Here is a 15,172-nt window from a genome sequence, read left to right as displayed (position 1 = left end):
GTTGCGGTGCAACGTCTCTACGTTCTATCTTACCACAAGAGTTTCTGAATCAATTTGAGCCTTTTGTTGCCCATGTAACTCTTGCAAAAGTTGTTCGATTTCGGTAGATGAAAAATTACAAAACCAACGGTCGGCACGAGCCTCGATACTTGGTAAGCCTTTTCCACGAATTGTATCGGCGATAATTACACTTGGCTTATGTTTTTTGTAGGGCAAATCAGCAAATGCTTCTTCCAAATCCAAGAAATTGTGACCATCAATACGACATACTTCCCAGCCAAAAGCTTCAAATTTATCTACTAATGGCTCTAATGGAATGAGGTCTTCTGTAGCCATATTGGCTTGGAAATTATTGCGATCTACTACAAAAATAAGGTTGTCTAATTTGTGTGCATGCGCCACCATAACTGCCTCCCATACTGAGCCTTCATTGAGCTCACCATCGCCCAAGATACAGACCACACGATTTTGAGAAGCACTAATTTTTAAGTCCATTGCTACACCAACGGATACCGCTGGCAAATGGCCCAATGAACCCGAATGAAACTCAATACCAGGGATTTGGGTATTGGGATGCCAATAGATATGGTCGTTGGTTGATAAGTGATTTTGCAGTCTCTCTGCTTCTAAAACACCCATTTCGACCAACGTACCATAAAGTGCAGGCACATCGTGCCCCTTCGACAAAAACAAATAGTCTCTGTCGGGGTCATCCAAGTTAGTTGGGTTTAAATTGAGGAATTCTGTGTAGAGGTAAACAATCAAATCGGTTGCTGAAAGCGATGCACCCACAAAACAGCCTCCGTCGGTCGAAAGCTTGATGATATGCTCACGAACTCGCAAAGCTGTTTGCTCCAATTTCTTTAATTTTACTTCGTTCATGGGGAGTTTATTGAGTAAGTTGAGATTGAGAGAATATGGTATTTTTCAATCTGATTACTCATTTATATTTTTAAAGAATTATCTATTCTTAGAGATGCAATGCTTTGTGGCTTACACCAAATAAGCCAATATAAAGAGTATTCTATTTTCTAATAACCTCTCCATTTGGATTCGGCACTTCTGGGGAAGAGCCAACGCTTTGCGCTTCTACCTTCACCGTCATGGAGGCGTCGATAGTTTTTAGCTCATTCAAATGGTTCCTATACCAATTGACCCCAGCCCATTGCGCATTAAGTGCCATAATTTCAGGCTTTTGCGCCAATAATGTTAAAATATCTTCCAAAGAGAATTCAGGCTTGAGAGGATATAACTCTTCAAAAATCCGCTTAATAAATTGGTAGTCTTCATGATAATCTATGGTAAATCTGTGTGACATCGAATAATCTAAACCTGTTTCCCAAAGTACATTGCCCAACTTAAATTTCTCTGGGTTTTCCCAGAAATATGGCGTTGTATGCTCTAGTTCCAAAGGGCGAACAGCCTCCTCCCAAGCTTTGGTCAGGGCTTTAAAACTCATAATTTCTACATCATTACCATCGGGATAAGTAGCAGGATGTAAGTTACTTATATAATCATATTGCTCAGGATTAGTCAAATACACATCCAACACTTTATCCACAATACGAGGATCGATAAGTGGACAATCTGATGGTATTTTGAGAACTACATCTGCCTCTGTTAAATGTCCTACTTGCCAATGTCTGTCTAGTAAATCATTAAGACTTCCTCTGTAACAATCTATTTCATATTTTTTACAAAAATACTCAATGACATCGTCCTGCGTATGGTCAGAAGTTGCAATAACGATATGTGATATACGCTTTACCATTCGAAGACGCTCTATCATGCGATAAAGTAGGGGCTCTTCTAGGATAGGGAGCATTACTTTACCTGGCAATCGGCTCGAACTCATGCGAGCTTGTACGACGATGGTGATAACTGGCGTTTGACTCATGCGATTTCGCAAAGACTAGGTTTAACAATGGGTGTCGCGCTGTATTGGTACTGTTTGGTAAAGTCTTCTTTTTTACCATTAAATTCCAAAAAATCACGGCAAACACGAGCTATATTTTGCGCTGAAGTACCTCCGTTTTGAATAGGGGCTAAGCGATTTAGCTCTTCGACATCAAAATATGAATGTACTTTTTTCCCCAAGGCTATACCCACATATACAAGCGTCGAATATTGTGTAATCAATTCATCACAATTAGCAATCATGTGGTTAACGTTGCCATTGGTATAGATGAAAGTACCTTCGGGTGTGTTTTCTTTGATTTCGGCAATGGCTCTTTCAAAAATCTCGTTAGGATGCAATTTGAATACCAATGGTCGCCCGTTAGCGATTTCAACACAACGTTTGATAAAACCGATTCTATCATCTGGTCGGTAACATTCGCGAATATCCGAAGTTGTTACCAACACATAGTTTTTCATATCGAGGGTGTTATCCACAAACTTTTCACAGTTATCAAAATTAGGCATACCTGTGACCATAATTTTGTGAGCTTGGGTTCCCATTTTTGAGAAATATCCTTTGTAGCCTTCTGATGCGGCACAATAGACATCACAAATATCAGAAGTACCATTGAGCGAAGTTCCGATAGCCAAGTAAGGTGGCAAATGCAATTTTTTGACCCATTTACTAATAGCAGTACATTCATCTACCATACCTTCTTGTACCCACAAAGTTTTGGTTTGAAGCATTCTATCAGGAATTATCAAATCCGAACAGTAAACCACCAAATCATAACGGTTCTTTTGGGCTTTGTAGTCCATCTGCAAACCGTGCTCGATACAATAAGTCTCAGAATTACGACGAAACTGTCCTGCTAGCACCGTGCGGTCAGCCCAAGAAGTATGCTCAATAACCCAGTTCACCAAGGGCGAATCTGCAAAAATCTGACTAAACCAACAATCATACTCAGGCAATTGCTGAGCGATTTGGTGCATCTGCGAGGTTTGGTTAATCGACCCTGTGATAAACAGTATTTTCTTTGGTATATGCATTCGCTATTGATAAGCTTAGTGAGTCCAGAATACTAGTAATATTTAGTGTTTTCTGTGATGTAAAAGTAGAGAATTATTGTTACCCAAATATTATGAATAGGTTACGAATTATTGAGTTAACAATTTGATAATAAAGGGAGTGTAAATACAAATAAATCAAGAGACATTGTAACAAAGGTGAAAATTTTACAAAATATTTTCTCATTATCATTCAAGTAGGATTTGGCTGAATGATATTGTTTTTTATAAATTGTATTATCGATAAAATCTAGTTAGTAAACGCCTATGAAAAAAGCATTTGTTATACTCTTCGCTTTGTTATTCTTCAAGAGTTGGGGGCAATCTAATAAGTTTCTAGCCTACTCAAAGGAGGCTTATCCTAATCGTAAGTATATTACTCAGAGTGATACTTTGCAGTGGGGTTCGCTAGAAGTTATTATAACGATGATACATCCCAAGAAAAATACTACCAATGAATTTGCATGTCGTACTTGGTTATATATTAGAAAAAAACGTAAAACGATAAGTAAGAGATTTTATGATATAGATCCTGAAAGACTACTTTATCATTTCTAAATTTGGTGACTATGATGGTGAAACTCTATTGATTGATACTAGTGAAAAGGCGACCATATTGCAAGGAGGAGCTTTTGCAGTGTCAAAGGATGGGCATTATCTTTTTGCTAATTACTCCTCTGATATTCAAAGACCATTTACGATTTAAGAAATCATAAAACACTCATGAGTATCGAAAATATGGATGGCTTAGAATATCAGAATATTTATGATAAAAATGGGGCGTATTACGTTTCCTATTTTCCCAAAGAAGGACATTTGACAAGTGAATTGGGATTCATTGATTTTCAAAGAAAAAGAATTCAAAAAACTAAAATTTCGCTAAATCAAAATCTATTACTACCAACTTACAATGAGGTTTGGAAGCAAGTAAACTACAACTGTAGTTCCCATTAATATCATGAAACGTTCATCAAAGATTTTTCTAGGCTTGAGTCTATTTTTCTTATTGTCTTTAACAATTACTATTACTCCCTCTATACAGTCGTATGGTTTTTATGCTTGTGAATGTATGGACTCATGCGCAGTTGTATATGAAGTAAGTCCCCAAGGGTTATCTAAATCCTATCCAAATACTTACTGTGGGTCACAGAGTAACCTATTGCCAACAAAATGGAAACGAAATGAAAATTCTAACACCGATTTACTAGTTACGATTCCTTTGTGGATGCTTTTTGAACCTAGAGGTGTTTTTGGTAATCCCGATGCTTACGACCAAGGCGGATATATTTTTTCGTTTGAATATATGGGTATTCGTAGAAGTTTTCTATTCGACCCTAATAATTCATGGCCTTTCTACAAAACTCATTTTAGTAAAACTATTGCCAATCAGATAGAACTTATGAGACCGTTTTTCCAGTAATTCTTGATAGGGATGATGTTAAAATAGGATTGGGACATTACAAAAATAGAGACGCCAAACATGACGTCTCTATTTTTGTAATACTTTTCCTAAAAATCAAACTTCACTCTAAATCTAACTGCAAGCGAACTAGGCGCATTAGGATGGTCGAGATAAGACAATCGTTTGAGGAGGTCTATTCTAAGAATTTTAAATACGTTTTCTACCCCTACGCTCATCTCCATATAAGGTCGATGGTCTAAGGAATAGGTAATAGGGTCGCCATTAGTATATTTGGGAAACGCCAGTAACTGATTATCCGACGAAGGTTTGTTCTGGTCAGATACGCTTCCCCACAAACCTGTAAATGAGGCGACTTCGCGAATTTTGAGTCGGTTCAATAAGGGGATTTTATTAAAGAAAAATCCGTTGAAATGGTGGTCAAAAAATATGGTAGCATATTGGTCACTCACAAACTCCAAGAAATTCATCAAGTTGTAGGATTCTAACTGATACGAATATGTCTGGTTGGCTCTATGAATGAGCAATAGTGGAAATGGTACCTTTCCCCAAAGTTTAGCTCCTTCAATCGTTAAATTGGTATAACCCAATGGCGGAATATTTACTCGCTTGTACATCTGTGCCATCACGCGACTATATTCGTATTCACTTCCCAAAAATCCTTTTGGCGAATAATTATAGCGTAATTGAATAACGGGATATTGATTCACAATCGGGATACGATAGTTTTTCCCTTGATAAAACTGCTCATTGGGCGCATATCTCAAACCTACCCCAAATTCTGTATTGTCGAGTTGTGGTACGGTTTGTCCTAGTCCATTTTCGTAGGTCAACGAGCCTGTAGGTGTTTGAATTGTTTTCTTGATTTGTGCACTCCACGCTACCCCAGATTTCGATTCTCGTAGCCAGTCGAGTGTCCATACTTGGTTGTAGGTTCGTTGGTTGTTGATACCTCTTTTGAAAGAAAGTAAAAAGTTATCTTCTTGAACAAACTGTAATTCTTGTCCTGGGATTTTCAAGTCATTTTGATAAGACAAGCGTAAATGACGAATCGGATAGGTATAAATATTATGGTCGGTTAGTGATAACGTTGCCGAGGCAAAATACTTCCATTTTTGATCACGGAAACCATACGCCGAATATACCTCAAAAGCCATTCGTTCGCTAAATTTGGCAGTAGTACGCCCTCCCAAACGTAGACGAAGCCCCTCAACAGGGTTGAAGCTATAAAAAGTATTTACGGGACCTATTTCTATAGCACCTAATGGCTTATAACCTTCCATCAAAAAGGACGCCGTATTCATAAATCGCTGAAAGGCTGGCACTCTTTTGACACTATCTACCATGGTATAAATACCCATTTCCTTGGTACTGAGCGGTTGGTGGCGTGCTTGCGACCAATAATCATCTTTCCGTTGAGTAGCGTCTTTGAGGACTTCGGTACGATACCCCTCAAAACGGCTTGCTTCAATCGGTAAATCAAGTTTATAATCATGATAGGACACGCTTCTTTGTCCAAACAAGCTCATGCCATTCTCTTTTTTCAAAGGGTTAAATTCAATAATCAAATCGTCCTTGGTAAGCATTAAGCCCTTATCCCCTACAAACTCGAATTCCTGCACAATTTTGAGATCTGTTACAAAATTGACATTGATATCTTTCGAAAAACCCATTTCTACTTTTCGTACCGCATAACTCGAATCCATTGCTACAAGCATTTGCCCTTGAAACAGTTGGTCATTGGTATTGCGAGGTGCAAATCCTAAGGTAATGCATTTTACATCTTTATAGACGGTTGTATCAATAATGGCATAACGATAAAACTGCGGCGCAATCGGCGAAGTAGGTCCTAAAAATTGCTTCGCAAGTAATAGGATATTATTGTCATAAAAATTGACCTCTTGATACAATGCCTCCAAATAAAGTTTTATCCCATTGTTATCCACATAGCCACCCAGACCAGTCATTTTATCTCCAGTAATAACCTCTTTTTTAGATTCTGGATTTTTACGATAATACACATCAGAGATAGTCTCTTTGAGATACATAGGCAACGTAACCTTCCCAGTGATTTTAGACGTATCGAGGTGGTTAAATACAAAGTCAAATTTGCGAAGAGAGCGTTTGTTTCTAAATTTTTCAGAAATATTACTCAAATCGAATTCTAGCTTTTCGTATTTATTGTATTGATAAAAATTGAGCGCCTCAGGACGATTCGTGGATTTATGCTCAATAACCTTACGCACCAGTTGTACCGCAGGGTTATCTTTATTACGGTATTTGTCCTTTTTTCCTTTTACGACCACTTCGTCCAAACTGGTATTGAGCGATTGAAGACGCACAGTAAGTTGTTGGACATCCTTAGCAGTTTGAAAGGTTTTGGTTTGGGGCTGATATCCAATAATCGAAATTTTGATAGAAGGGTGTTGTGGGGAGGTTTCAATAAAGAAATTCCCGTTGAGGTCGGTCTGTGTTCCACGATTGGTGCCTTGAATTAGCACACTCGCAAAAGGAATTACTTCGTTGGTTTTGGCATCAACTACCTTTCCTTTCACTTTGATATAAGTTTGAGCACTAGAATTCCAAGCAATTAGTAGAATACAAAAAAGCCAAAATGGTCGATAAAACGCTTTCAAAATAAATTGGTTTGATAACATAATTAATGGGCAAAGATGCATGCCAAAGTAATCTTTCAGGTTATGAAATTATTAATTTAGCATTAAAGAAAAATATATGTAACTTACTGATAAACAACGGAAAAAAGAATAATAATTAGATAACATGCCGATAACCTTTTCTCAATTTTGTTCAAGTATTTTGGGTCGAAATTAAAACCCTTTTTACCCATGACAACCAAAAGGCTTATCTACCTTTATTCGGATTCTAGCTTTACCCCATGGAAGGAAAATATCTTTGCTCGTACTGTAGCTAATTTTTTAGCCTCCACACCCGAAGAATATTACCCCTATGTTACTCATTTTGTAGGATTCACCTCCGAATTTGCCAATTTTCTCAAACAATTTGACATTGTATTCAACGTATGTTATGGTTTTGGTGACGAAGGACAGCACGACATCGTTCGCTGGCTCGAAGATAATGGAATAAAACATACCGCTAGCAATTATCAGTCGCAGTTATTGGCCAAAGATAAATTACACTTACCAGAGGTATGTGCCAAAGTGGGTGTTGCTACGCCTGCTATTATTCCTTTGAGTGAAGTTAGTACTTCCGACTTTACTCGTTTTATTGCCAAGCCTCGCTTTGGAAGCCTCCACCAAAATATGTTGGTATTTGATAAAGAAAATATTCCTTATCAGCAATTATTGGAAAAAGATGAAATGATTATCCAACCGTATCTTTCGGGTCGAGAGTTTACTGTTGGTGTAATTCCTAACGAAGAAGCAAGCGATTATATTTGTTTGAATCCACTTGAAATTCGCCCTGACGATGAGCGAGAAATTTACATTGCAGGACAACAATACGGTCGTACCGAAAAAGTGCTATATCATGACTTAGATGCGGAGACTTGTCAAGCCATGCAGGAAATGGTTTTGCGTGTACATCATGCCTTAGGATTAAGAGGAATGTCACGCACAGATGTACGTGTGTCGGACGGAAAAATTTATATTTTGGATATTAATACCATGCCAAATTTGGATTCTAACAGCTTTTTGCCATTTATTGCCCAACATCAAGGCATTAGTTTACAAGAAATTTTCAGAAGGATTTTACTACGTCTCGAAAAAGAAGAACAAGTAAGAGAGCGAGGTCTGGTAGCTTCGGATTTTATTTGAGTTGTGAGTGATGAATTGTGAATGATGAATTGTAAGTGTAAATTATTGATAAATGGTGTTTTTCACTCGAAATTTAGCGATAAAAAAACATTATTCACAACTCACAACTCATCATTCACAATTCACTGCCTAGTTGCTAAAACTTTGATAGCAAGGTTGCAGCATTCTAGCTGTTTTTTGAGAAAGTATCGAATATTGATTTGCCTTTTCGACAGAATGGTGTCGCTCCAATCGTCGAATAGCAAATTTTAAAGGATTATCATTTGAAATAAAAACTAAGGACACAAGCCATTCACCATTTTGTTCATCGACCATATATCCTACTAAGGAGTTTCCTAACCATCTTTCGTCCTTTACCACCTCCAAGTCCTTCTTTTGTCCTTTGCCCTCGTTTGTATAGTTATAATTAAAAATAGGTAGCTCCATTTGATTAACATATTTAAACTATCCAAGAATTTATTAAACTTTTTAAATATAACGATTTGTAATAATAAATGTTTCTTTGACGGGAAATATTTATCATTGTTTAGTGAACAGGGGCAAAGGCACAGAGGTGGAGTTAGGGGATAGGGTTTAGGCAAGGAGGGAATAGTTTTTTAATTGAGTGAACAGTAGCAAAGGCACAAAGGTGCAAAGTGGATTTAGGGATCAGGGGGTAGGCAAGGAGGTAATAGTTTTTATTGAGGGAACGGGGACAAAGGCACTAAGGTACAAAGTGGATTTAGGGATATAGTCTCTCTAAAGTTGACATCTAGCTAGTTCTAAATCAATGATTCCCCTTAGTGGGTGAATAAATTCACCCGTAATGAGAGAGTTTAAAGAATATTACATTTAACCATTTATTGATTCCGTTTTAAAACTGTTTAAAAAGTAAGTCCAAGGCTAAGTCCTGAACTAGGAATTTACTATCTTACCCATCCCCTATCCCTTAAACCCACTTTGTGCCTTTGTGCCTTTGCTACTGTTCACTCAATAAAAAAACTATTCCCTCCTTGCCTAACCCCTAATCCCTATCCACTCTGTGCCTCTGCGCCTTTGCCCCTGTTCACTCAACACAACTATTCCCTAAAAAACTCTATCTTTGAAAGACGTTCACTTCTAAATTCAAACTAAATGTCGTTAACCTGTCAAAAACATCTTTTTAGTCTCGAAGACGGAATTCATTATATCAATTGTGCTACCATGTCGCCCAACCTGAAGTCGGTAGAAGAGGCTGGTATCCAAGGAATTTTACGCAAATCGCAACCACAACGTATTACCCAAGAAAGCTTTTTTGAAACTACTGCTCCAGTACAAGAAGCATATTCAAAGCTGATTAATTGTCCTGAACCCAAACGCATTGCTCTCATTCCATCCACTTCTTATGGCATGGCAATCGTTGCCAAAAACTTAGCCTTCAAAGCAGGTTTGGCATCGGGACAGGAAATCCTGATGGTGCATGAAGAATTCCCCTCGGATGTATATGCTTGGGAAGAAATTGCTGAAGACAAAGGCTTAGCTATTCGTTATATTTTACCTCCAGACACCCTAGAAAATCGTGGTAAAATCTGGAATGAGCGTTTATTAGACGCTGTCAATCAAAATACATGTATGGTAGTAGTGTCGCCAACACATTGGGCTGATGGTACACGATTTGACCTTATAACATTAGGGGCGCGTTGTCGTGAAGTCGGAGCTTGGTTGGTGTTGGATGGTACACAGTCGATTGGCGCTATGCCTTTTGATATACAAAAAATACAACCAGACGCCATTATTAACGTAGGTTATAAATGGCTACTAGGACCCTATTCGGCAGGTGCAGCGTATTTTGGTCCTGCTTTTGACGAAGGTCGCCCTTTAGAACGTAACTGGATTAATAGAGTAGGCTCAGAAGAGTTTAAAAACTTGGTCAACTATCAGACTGAATATCGTCCCTTTGCAGATCGCTATCATGTGGGCGAAAGAAGCAACTTCATATTGAATCCCATGTTTTGTGCTTCATTGATGCAAATTCTTGATTGGGGGGTTGAAAATATTGAGTCTTATTGCCATCAATTACTGGAAGAACCTTTAAAATTATTACAAGAAAAAGGTTTTTGGGTAGATGATCTACCATATCGTAGCAAACACTTGGTTGGTTTACGTATTCCTCCACAAGCTGATATTGCTCGAATACAAGCATCGCTCAAAGCTCGTAACGTTCAGGTTTCTTTCAGAGGACAGGCTATTCGTATCGCACCGCACGTGTACAACGATATGAATGATATAGATGCCTTGATAGAAGGACTGATATTATAATTTGAAAATTTGGGGATTTGATGATTTGAAAATGATGTTCATTTAAAACTGAAATTTTCAAATCATCAAATTATCTCATTTTCAAATTACTAAACTCTTTCTAGCCATTCTCATAATTGATTCGCTATTGTTGAGATTGGCTACTTCAGCAATAGCTACCCAAGCCAAATCTTTTGATTCCGAACTCACAACCAAAGGTTCGTTTTTGTCAGCTTCTATCAAAAAACGAACATCATAGTGATAGTGCTCAGGCTCGGTTTTACGGGCAGGAATAATATGTACATCAATATCAAAAATCTGAGGGGATATAGCCTTTACAGATGTCAAACCAGTTTCTTCCTCCGCTTCGCGTAAGGCTACTGCCAATACATCTGGGTCACCATCGCAATGTCCACCAGTCTGAAACCACTGATTCAGTTTATGATGATGTGTCAACAATGTATGTTTACGTTCGGCATCGACAATCCAAGCCGAACCTGTTACGTGACCTATGAGTAGAGTACGTTCAAAGCAGTCTGGTTGTTGGTTGACAAACTCCCGAATGGCCTCATAGTGTAGTTGTTCTGTAGCATCGGCAGGCGTGTATTGCTCTAGCAGTTGAAGAAGTTGCTTTCTGTGCATGGAATAAGGATTTTTAATTGAGCCTACAAAGTTGAGGATATTCTGTTGGGATAGCAAGGATATTGTGTCTCGAATTAAAATCTTAATCAACCTTACATAGCTAGCTTTCTGAGCATTTGAGCGAAAAAATAGTCTATCTCCACGAAAGACTTTTAGCTTTGTATTCAATTCATTCTAATCATCATTTTTACCAATCTCATGAAAAAAATCCTCTTAGCTTTACTCGTATCAGGCTCATTTGCAGCCTCGGCTCAATTGCGTTTGCCACAACCTAGTTCGGCAGCATCGGTTTCTCAAACTGTTGGGACAACTGATATTGCTATCAAATATTCTCGTCCGAATGTACGTGGTCGTGAAATCTTTGGAGCTTTGGTTCCTTACGATAAAGTATGGCGTACAGGTGCAAACGCTGCTACACAAATCACTTTGTCAAATGATGTAACAGTCAATGGTCAAAAATTAGCAGCTGGCACATATTCTATATTCTCAATTCCTTCGCCAAGCGAATGGACGTTGATTTTCAACAAAGATATTACTGCTTCTGAGCAATCTTATAGCCAAGAAAAAGATGCTCTTCGTGTAAAAGCTTCGGCAAGTGGTAATGCTAAAGTTGAGTCTTTTAGTTTTGATTTATCTGATATTACAGATAGTACTGCCAACTTAAATTTTTCTTGGGCTGACAAAAAAGTTTCTGCTAAAATTGGCGTTGAAACTACCAAAATGATTGAAGCCGCTATTGCAAAAGCTGCTACTGACAATGCCAATACGATGAATAATGCGGCTGGCTTTTTGTTAGGAAAAGGTAAGTTGGAGCAAGCATTAAAATTGGCTAACTCGTCGGTTGGTGCTGTAGAAACGTTCAGAAATGTATGGACAAAAGCGCAAATTTTAGCTAAAATGAACAATTTCGTAGAGGCTGTTCCATTGGCACAAAAAGCCCTTGAGTTAGGTAAAAGCGACGCAAACTTCGGTTTCTTCAAAGATGCTATCGAAAAAGGCGTGGCAGAATGGACTGCAAAACTTCCAGTAATGAATCCTATCAAAAAGAAGAAATAGGTTCTTATTAATTTGAAAATTTGGGGATTTGAAGATTTGAAAATGCACTATCCGTGGCGAGTGTCTCACTCGACAACTAGCGGCAGCACAGCAGAAGACTTTGGGTCTGTGAGACACTGACCTAGGATGCAGATTTGAAAATGCACTATCCGTGGCGAGTGTCTCACTCGACAACTGGCGGCAGCACAGCGGAAGACTTTGGGTCTGTGAGACACTGACCTAGGATGCAGGATGAGACTTCGCTATCCGTGGCGAGTGTCACACTCGACAACTGGCGGCAGCACAGCGGAAGACTTTGGGTCTGTGAGACACTGACCTAGGATGCAGATTTGAAAATGCACTATCCGTGGCGAGTGTCTCACTCGACAACTAGCGGCAGCACAGCGGAAGACTTTGGGTCTGTGAGACACTGACCTAGGATGCAAGATTAAAAAAGGCATTTTCAAATCCCCAAATTTTCAAATTCTCACGTTTTCAAATCAACAAAATCATTTTGTCTTCAAATACGCAATCAATACCTTTCTCACATCTGAGCGTACGTCATTAGTATCATTCGCATCGGGTTCGATTACCTTCAATACATCAGGATTTTTATCTGTTAAAAAACCTAGATTTGTTTCTTTCCCTTCTATCAAAAATTTAGGTAAAACCACATAATAGGTTCGATTGACATCTAACAACTTCCCATTAATCGTCCATTCGTTTTTTGTATCATCGTAGGTAATTTTATCCCACTGCAAATACCCACCATTACCTTTGTTTTTCAGTCCAGTATTCAATACCTGTTCCAGCAACCTACCTTTCATTTCGGCCTCCACGATTTTTCCACCAAAAGGCAATACACGCATGATATCCAACTGCGTCACCTTACCGCCCACTTGGTCATCGATACGCACCGAACCACCATTAAATATCGCACAGTCGTTGGGTTTGCTTGATGCTTTTGACATTGCTTTGGCAATAGCAGTACCAAGGTTAGTTTGAAAATTGCGAATACTGCTTTCACGTCCATCGAGAGGTGTGTCCAAAGTAGTTACCACATCATTTTTATCAAGCCCCATTTTCTTGATAGCTGCATCCAAAATTTGCTCCCATTTTTGTACAATAGTTGCCACAGAGGCATCTTCTACAATGGTATCGTCTATTTTGCGTAGTTCGCTTGTAAGGCTTAGTTTTTTTGTTTTGGTATCAAAAGAAAAATGATGCACATAAACTGTTTTTGCATTGGCATCCGCTTTTGCGATAACAACATCTCCTACTTTCTGAATCATATTGTCGTGATCGTGTCCACCTATCAAAAGTTTTACCTCTGGTAATATTTCAGCTAGTTTTGCATCGTCTACCTTGTTGAGGTGAGTGATAGCCACTACAAAATCACATTGAGGTTTGAGTTCTTGATACGCTTTTTTAGCTGATTCAAAAAAGTCGTCATATACTACAAAGTTCTTCTTATTGGCTGGCAATACCACCGAGAACATACCTACTTTTACAGAGGTTCCTGAAGCATTTTTGAAAGTCAAAATTGTAGTCTTAGGAAATGGAGCGCCATTTTTGGTAAAAGGCTCTACGCCCTTTGGGGTATTATGAAAAGCATTTGAAGCCAACCAATTAAATTTAGAAAGGTTGATTCGTTCTACTAATTCGGCTTCGTCTACATCAAACTCATGATTTCCCAATCCTACCCAATCCATCCCAATGGCATCCATTACCTCCACCATTTGTTTGCCTTTAATACTTTTCCCTTCATGCTTAAAAGTTCCTATTAAAGAAGGATTTAGGAAGTCTCCAGCTAACAAAGTAATCGTATTGGGATTTTGAGCTAATAACTCCTTTCGAACTGTAGCTACACGAGCCATTCCTCCTACTTTACCTCCTTCAAGCGGTGCGATTTCATACACATCATTGAGATGCAAAAACGTAACATTTACGGTTGAATTAGAAGAAGAATTAGGCGTTTGTCCGCTTTTACAACTAATAAGAAGTGCTTGAAAGACAAGCAAAAGAAGTAGTAGTTTTTTCATATTGGTATTCATAAAAGATAGCGTTGAAGGTTAACTGACTTTTCTCTAACATCCTGAAAATAAAGAAAAAAGGCACAAGATTTAAGTTAATGTTTTTATACATTTATTTCTTAAATCTTGCACCTTTTTATTTTCATAAAATCTTCCTATATCAGTTTTACACTCCACAAACGAGTAAAAGTTTCGGAAGGGCTTAAGGCGATAATACCTTCTTTTTGAGTAATATCTTGGTTATGACTTACATGGTCAGCAATACCGCACCATGGTTCTATACATACAAAATTAGCGTTTTTAGCTGCCCAAATTCCTAAAAATGGATACCCTTTAAACCCAAACTCTAATTGATGTTGCCCCGAATTTGACTTTAATGTGATACAGTCAGATTGTAGGTTTTTGTAGACCAAAGCATCTTGCTGAAATAGCTCTTTGGTAAGTGGAATTTCATGAGTAGTCAACACAGTACTTTCTGGCGTATCCATAATCAAACCTTCCGGCGATAAAGGCCAACGAGCAAAGTCTTCGGTTTTATTAAAAACTAATCGATAATCTTCATACGCAAGCCCTTCTTCTATTGGAACTTTGAAGGCTGGATGACCGCCCACCGAAAACCAAAGTAACTTATCCCCAGAGTTATCCACAATGTATTGTAATTCCAATTGGTTTTCTTGAAGAGTATATTTTAATCTAAACTCAAAGTCAAAAGGATATACCGTTTTTGTATTTTCATCAGAAGCTAGCAAAAAAGTTACCGTATCTTCTGTCTGCGTTTCTATTTCAAATATGCTATCTCTTGCAAAACCATGACGTCCCAATTGATAAGCTTTTCCTTCGTAGAAATAGGTATTATCCTTCAGCGAACCAACAATTGGAAAAAGTACAGGCGAGTGTTTACCCCAATAAGCAGCATCTCCCTCCCACATAAAATCGATATGGCTAGATAACTGTACAAGGCTCACTAACTCAGCACCTTTGGGATTAATCGTTGCTTTGAGGTATTGGTTTTGAATGGTAATCAT

13 protein-coding genes are annotated in these 15,172 nt (G+C 38.3%); 5 read left to right on the top strand and 8 right to left on the bottom strand.

Going from position 1 to position 15,172, the window contains the following annotated elements:
• Positions 1–24 precede the first annotated feature (24 nt).
• The 3 genes from QM491_RS08530 to QM491_RS08520 all read right to left on the bottom strand — a co-directional run bounded on the left by QM491_RS08530 (position 25) and on the right by QM491_RS08520 (position 2,949).
• Positions 25–882, bottom strand: a complete 858-nt coding sequence (locus tag QM491_RS08530) for a transketolase (protein WP_283327078.1) — start codon at positions 880–882, stop codon at positions 25–27.
• A gap of 142 nt (positions 883–1,024) precedes the next feature.
• Positions 1,025–1,897 (bottom strand): cytidylyltransferase domain-containing protein, encoded by an 873-nt coding sequence (locus tag QM491_RS08525; protein ID WP_283327077.1) that lies wholly within the window; start codon positions 1,895–1,897, stop codon positions 1,025–1,027.
• Positions 1,894–2,949: a hypothetical protein gene (locus QM491_RS08520; protein ID WP_283327076.1), complete on the bottom strand. Its 1,056-nt coding sequence runs from the start codon at positions 2,947–2,949 to the stop codon at positions 1,894–1,896. The genes QM491_RS08525 and QM491_RS08520 overlap by 4 nt, the downstream gene beginning before the upstream one ends.
• Positions 2,950–3,690: 741 nt before the next feature.
• Here QM491_RS08520 and QM491_RS08515 point away from each other — a divergent pair.
• Positions 3,691–3,921, top strand: a complete 231-nt coding sequence (locus QM491_RS08515; RefSeq protein WP_283327075.1) for a hypothetical protein — start codon at positions 3,691–3,693, stop codon at positions 3,919–3,921.
• 4 nt (positions 3,922–3,925) lie between these two features.
• Entirely contained in the window at positions 3,926–4,387 is a 462-nt protein-coding gene (locus tag QM491_RS08510; RefSeq protein ID WP_283327074.1) for a hypothetical protein, read from the top strand.
• Between the two features lie 89 nt (positions 4,388–4,476).
• Here QM491_RS08510 and QM491_RS08505 read toward each other — a convergent pair whose 3' ends face one another.
• Entirely contained in the window at positions 4,477–7,044 is a 2,568-nt protein-coding gene (locus QM491_RS08505; RefSeq protein WP_283327073.1) for a DUF5686 and carboxypeptidase-like regulatory domain-containing protein, read from the bottom strand.
• A 189-nt stretch (positions 7,045–7,233) separates the two neighbouring features.
• On the opposite strand from QM491_RS08505, the gene QM491_RS08500 reads away from it, so the two are divergent.
• The gene (locus QM491_RS08500) at positions 7,234–8,181 is read left to right on the top strand and encodes an ATP-grasp domain-containing protein (RefSeq protein WP_283327072.1); all 948 of its coding nucleotides are present in this window, start codon (positions 7,234–7,236) and stop codon (positions 8,179–8,181) included.
• Between the two features lie 129 nt (positions 8,182–8,310).
• Here QM491_RS08500 and QM491_RS08495 read toward each other — a convergent pair whose 3' ends face one another.
• Complete coding sequence (locus QM491_RS08495) at positions 8,311–8,607, bottom strand: hypothetical protein (RefSeq protein ID WP_283327071.1); 297 nt, start codon at positions 8,605–8,607, stop codon at positions 8,311–8,313.
• Positions 8,608–9,294: 687 nt separating this feature from the next.
• On the opposite strand from QM491_RS08495, the gene QM491_RS08490 reads away from it, so the two are divergent.
• On the top strand, positions 9,295–10,458 hold the full coding sequence (locus tag QM491_RS08490; RefSeq protein ID WP_283327070.1) for an aminotransferase class V-fold PLP-dependent enzyme: 1,164 nt from the start codon (positions 9,295–9,297) through the stop codon (positions 10,456–10,458).
• An 81-nt stretch (positions 10,459–10,539) separates the two neighbouring features.
• Here QM491_RS08490 and QM491_RS08485 read toward each other — a convergent pair whose 3' ends face one another.
• Positions 10,540–11,079, bottom strand: coding sequence for an NUDIX hydrolase (locus QM491_RS08485; RefSeq protein WP_283327069.1), 540 nt, complete (start codon positions 11,077–11,079; stop codon positions 10,540–10,542).
• Between the two features lie 198 nt (positions 11,080–11,277).
• On the opposite strand from QM491_RS08485, the gene QM491_RS08480 reads away from it, so the two are divergent.
• Positions 11,278–12,135: a DUF2911 domain-containing protein gene (locus tag QM491_RS08480; protein WP_283327068.1), complete on the top strand. Its 858-nt coding sequence runs from the start codon at positions 11,278–11,280 to the stop codon at positions 12,133–12,135.
• A 488-nt stretch (positions 12,136–12,623) separates the two neighbouring features.
• Here the strand turns inward: QM491_RS08480 and QM491_RS08475 are convergent, their stop codons facing one another.
• Both QM491_RS08475 and QM491_RS08470 read right to left on the bottom strand, forming a co-directional pair.
• Positions 12,624–14,156 (bottom strand): bifunctional metallophosphatase/5'-nucleotidase, encoded by a 1,533-nt coding sequence (locus tag QM491_RS08475; RefSeq protein ID WP_283327067.1) that lies wholly within the window; start codon positions 14,154–14,156, stop codon positions 12,624–12,626.
• Positions 14,157–14,302: 146 nt separating this feature from the next.
• On the bottom strand, positions 14,303–15,172 hold the full coding sequence (locus QM491_RS08470; RefSeq protein ID WP_283327066.1) for an aldose 1-epimerase family protein: 870 nt from the start codon (positions 15,170–15,172) through the stop codon (positions 14,303–14,305).

This window comes from Flectobacillus longus (assembly GCF_030056705.1).
Classification (GTDB): domain Bacteria; phylum Bacteroidota; class Bacteroidia; order Cytophagales; family Spirosomataceae; genus Flectobacillus; species Flectobacillus longus.
This window is presented reverse-complemented; position numbering and strand designations above follow the sequence as displayed.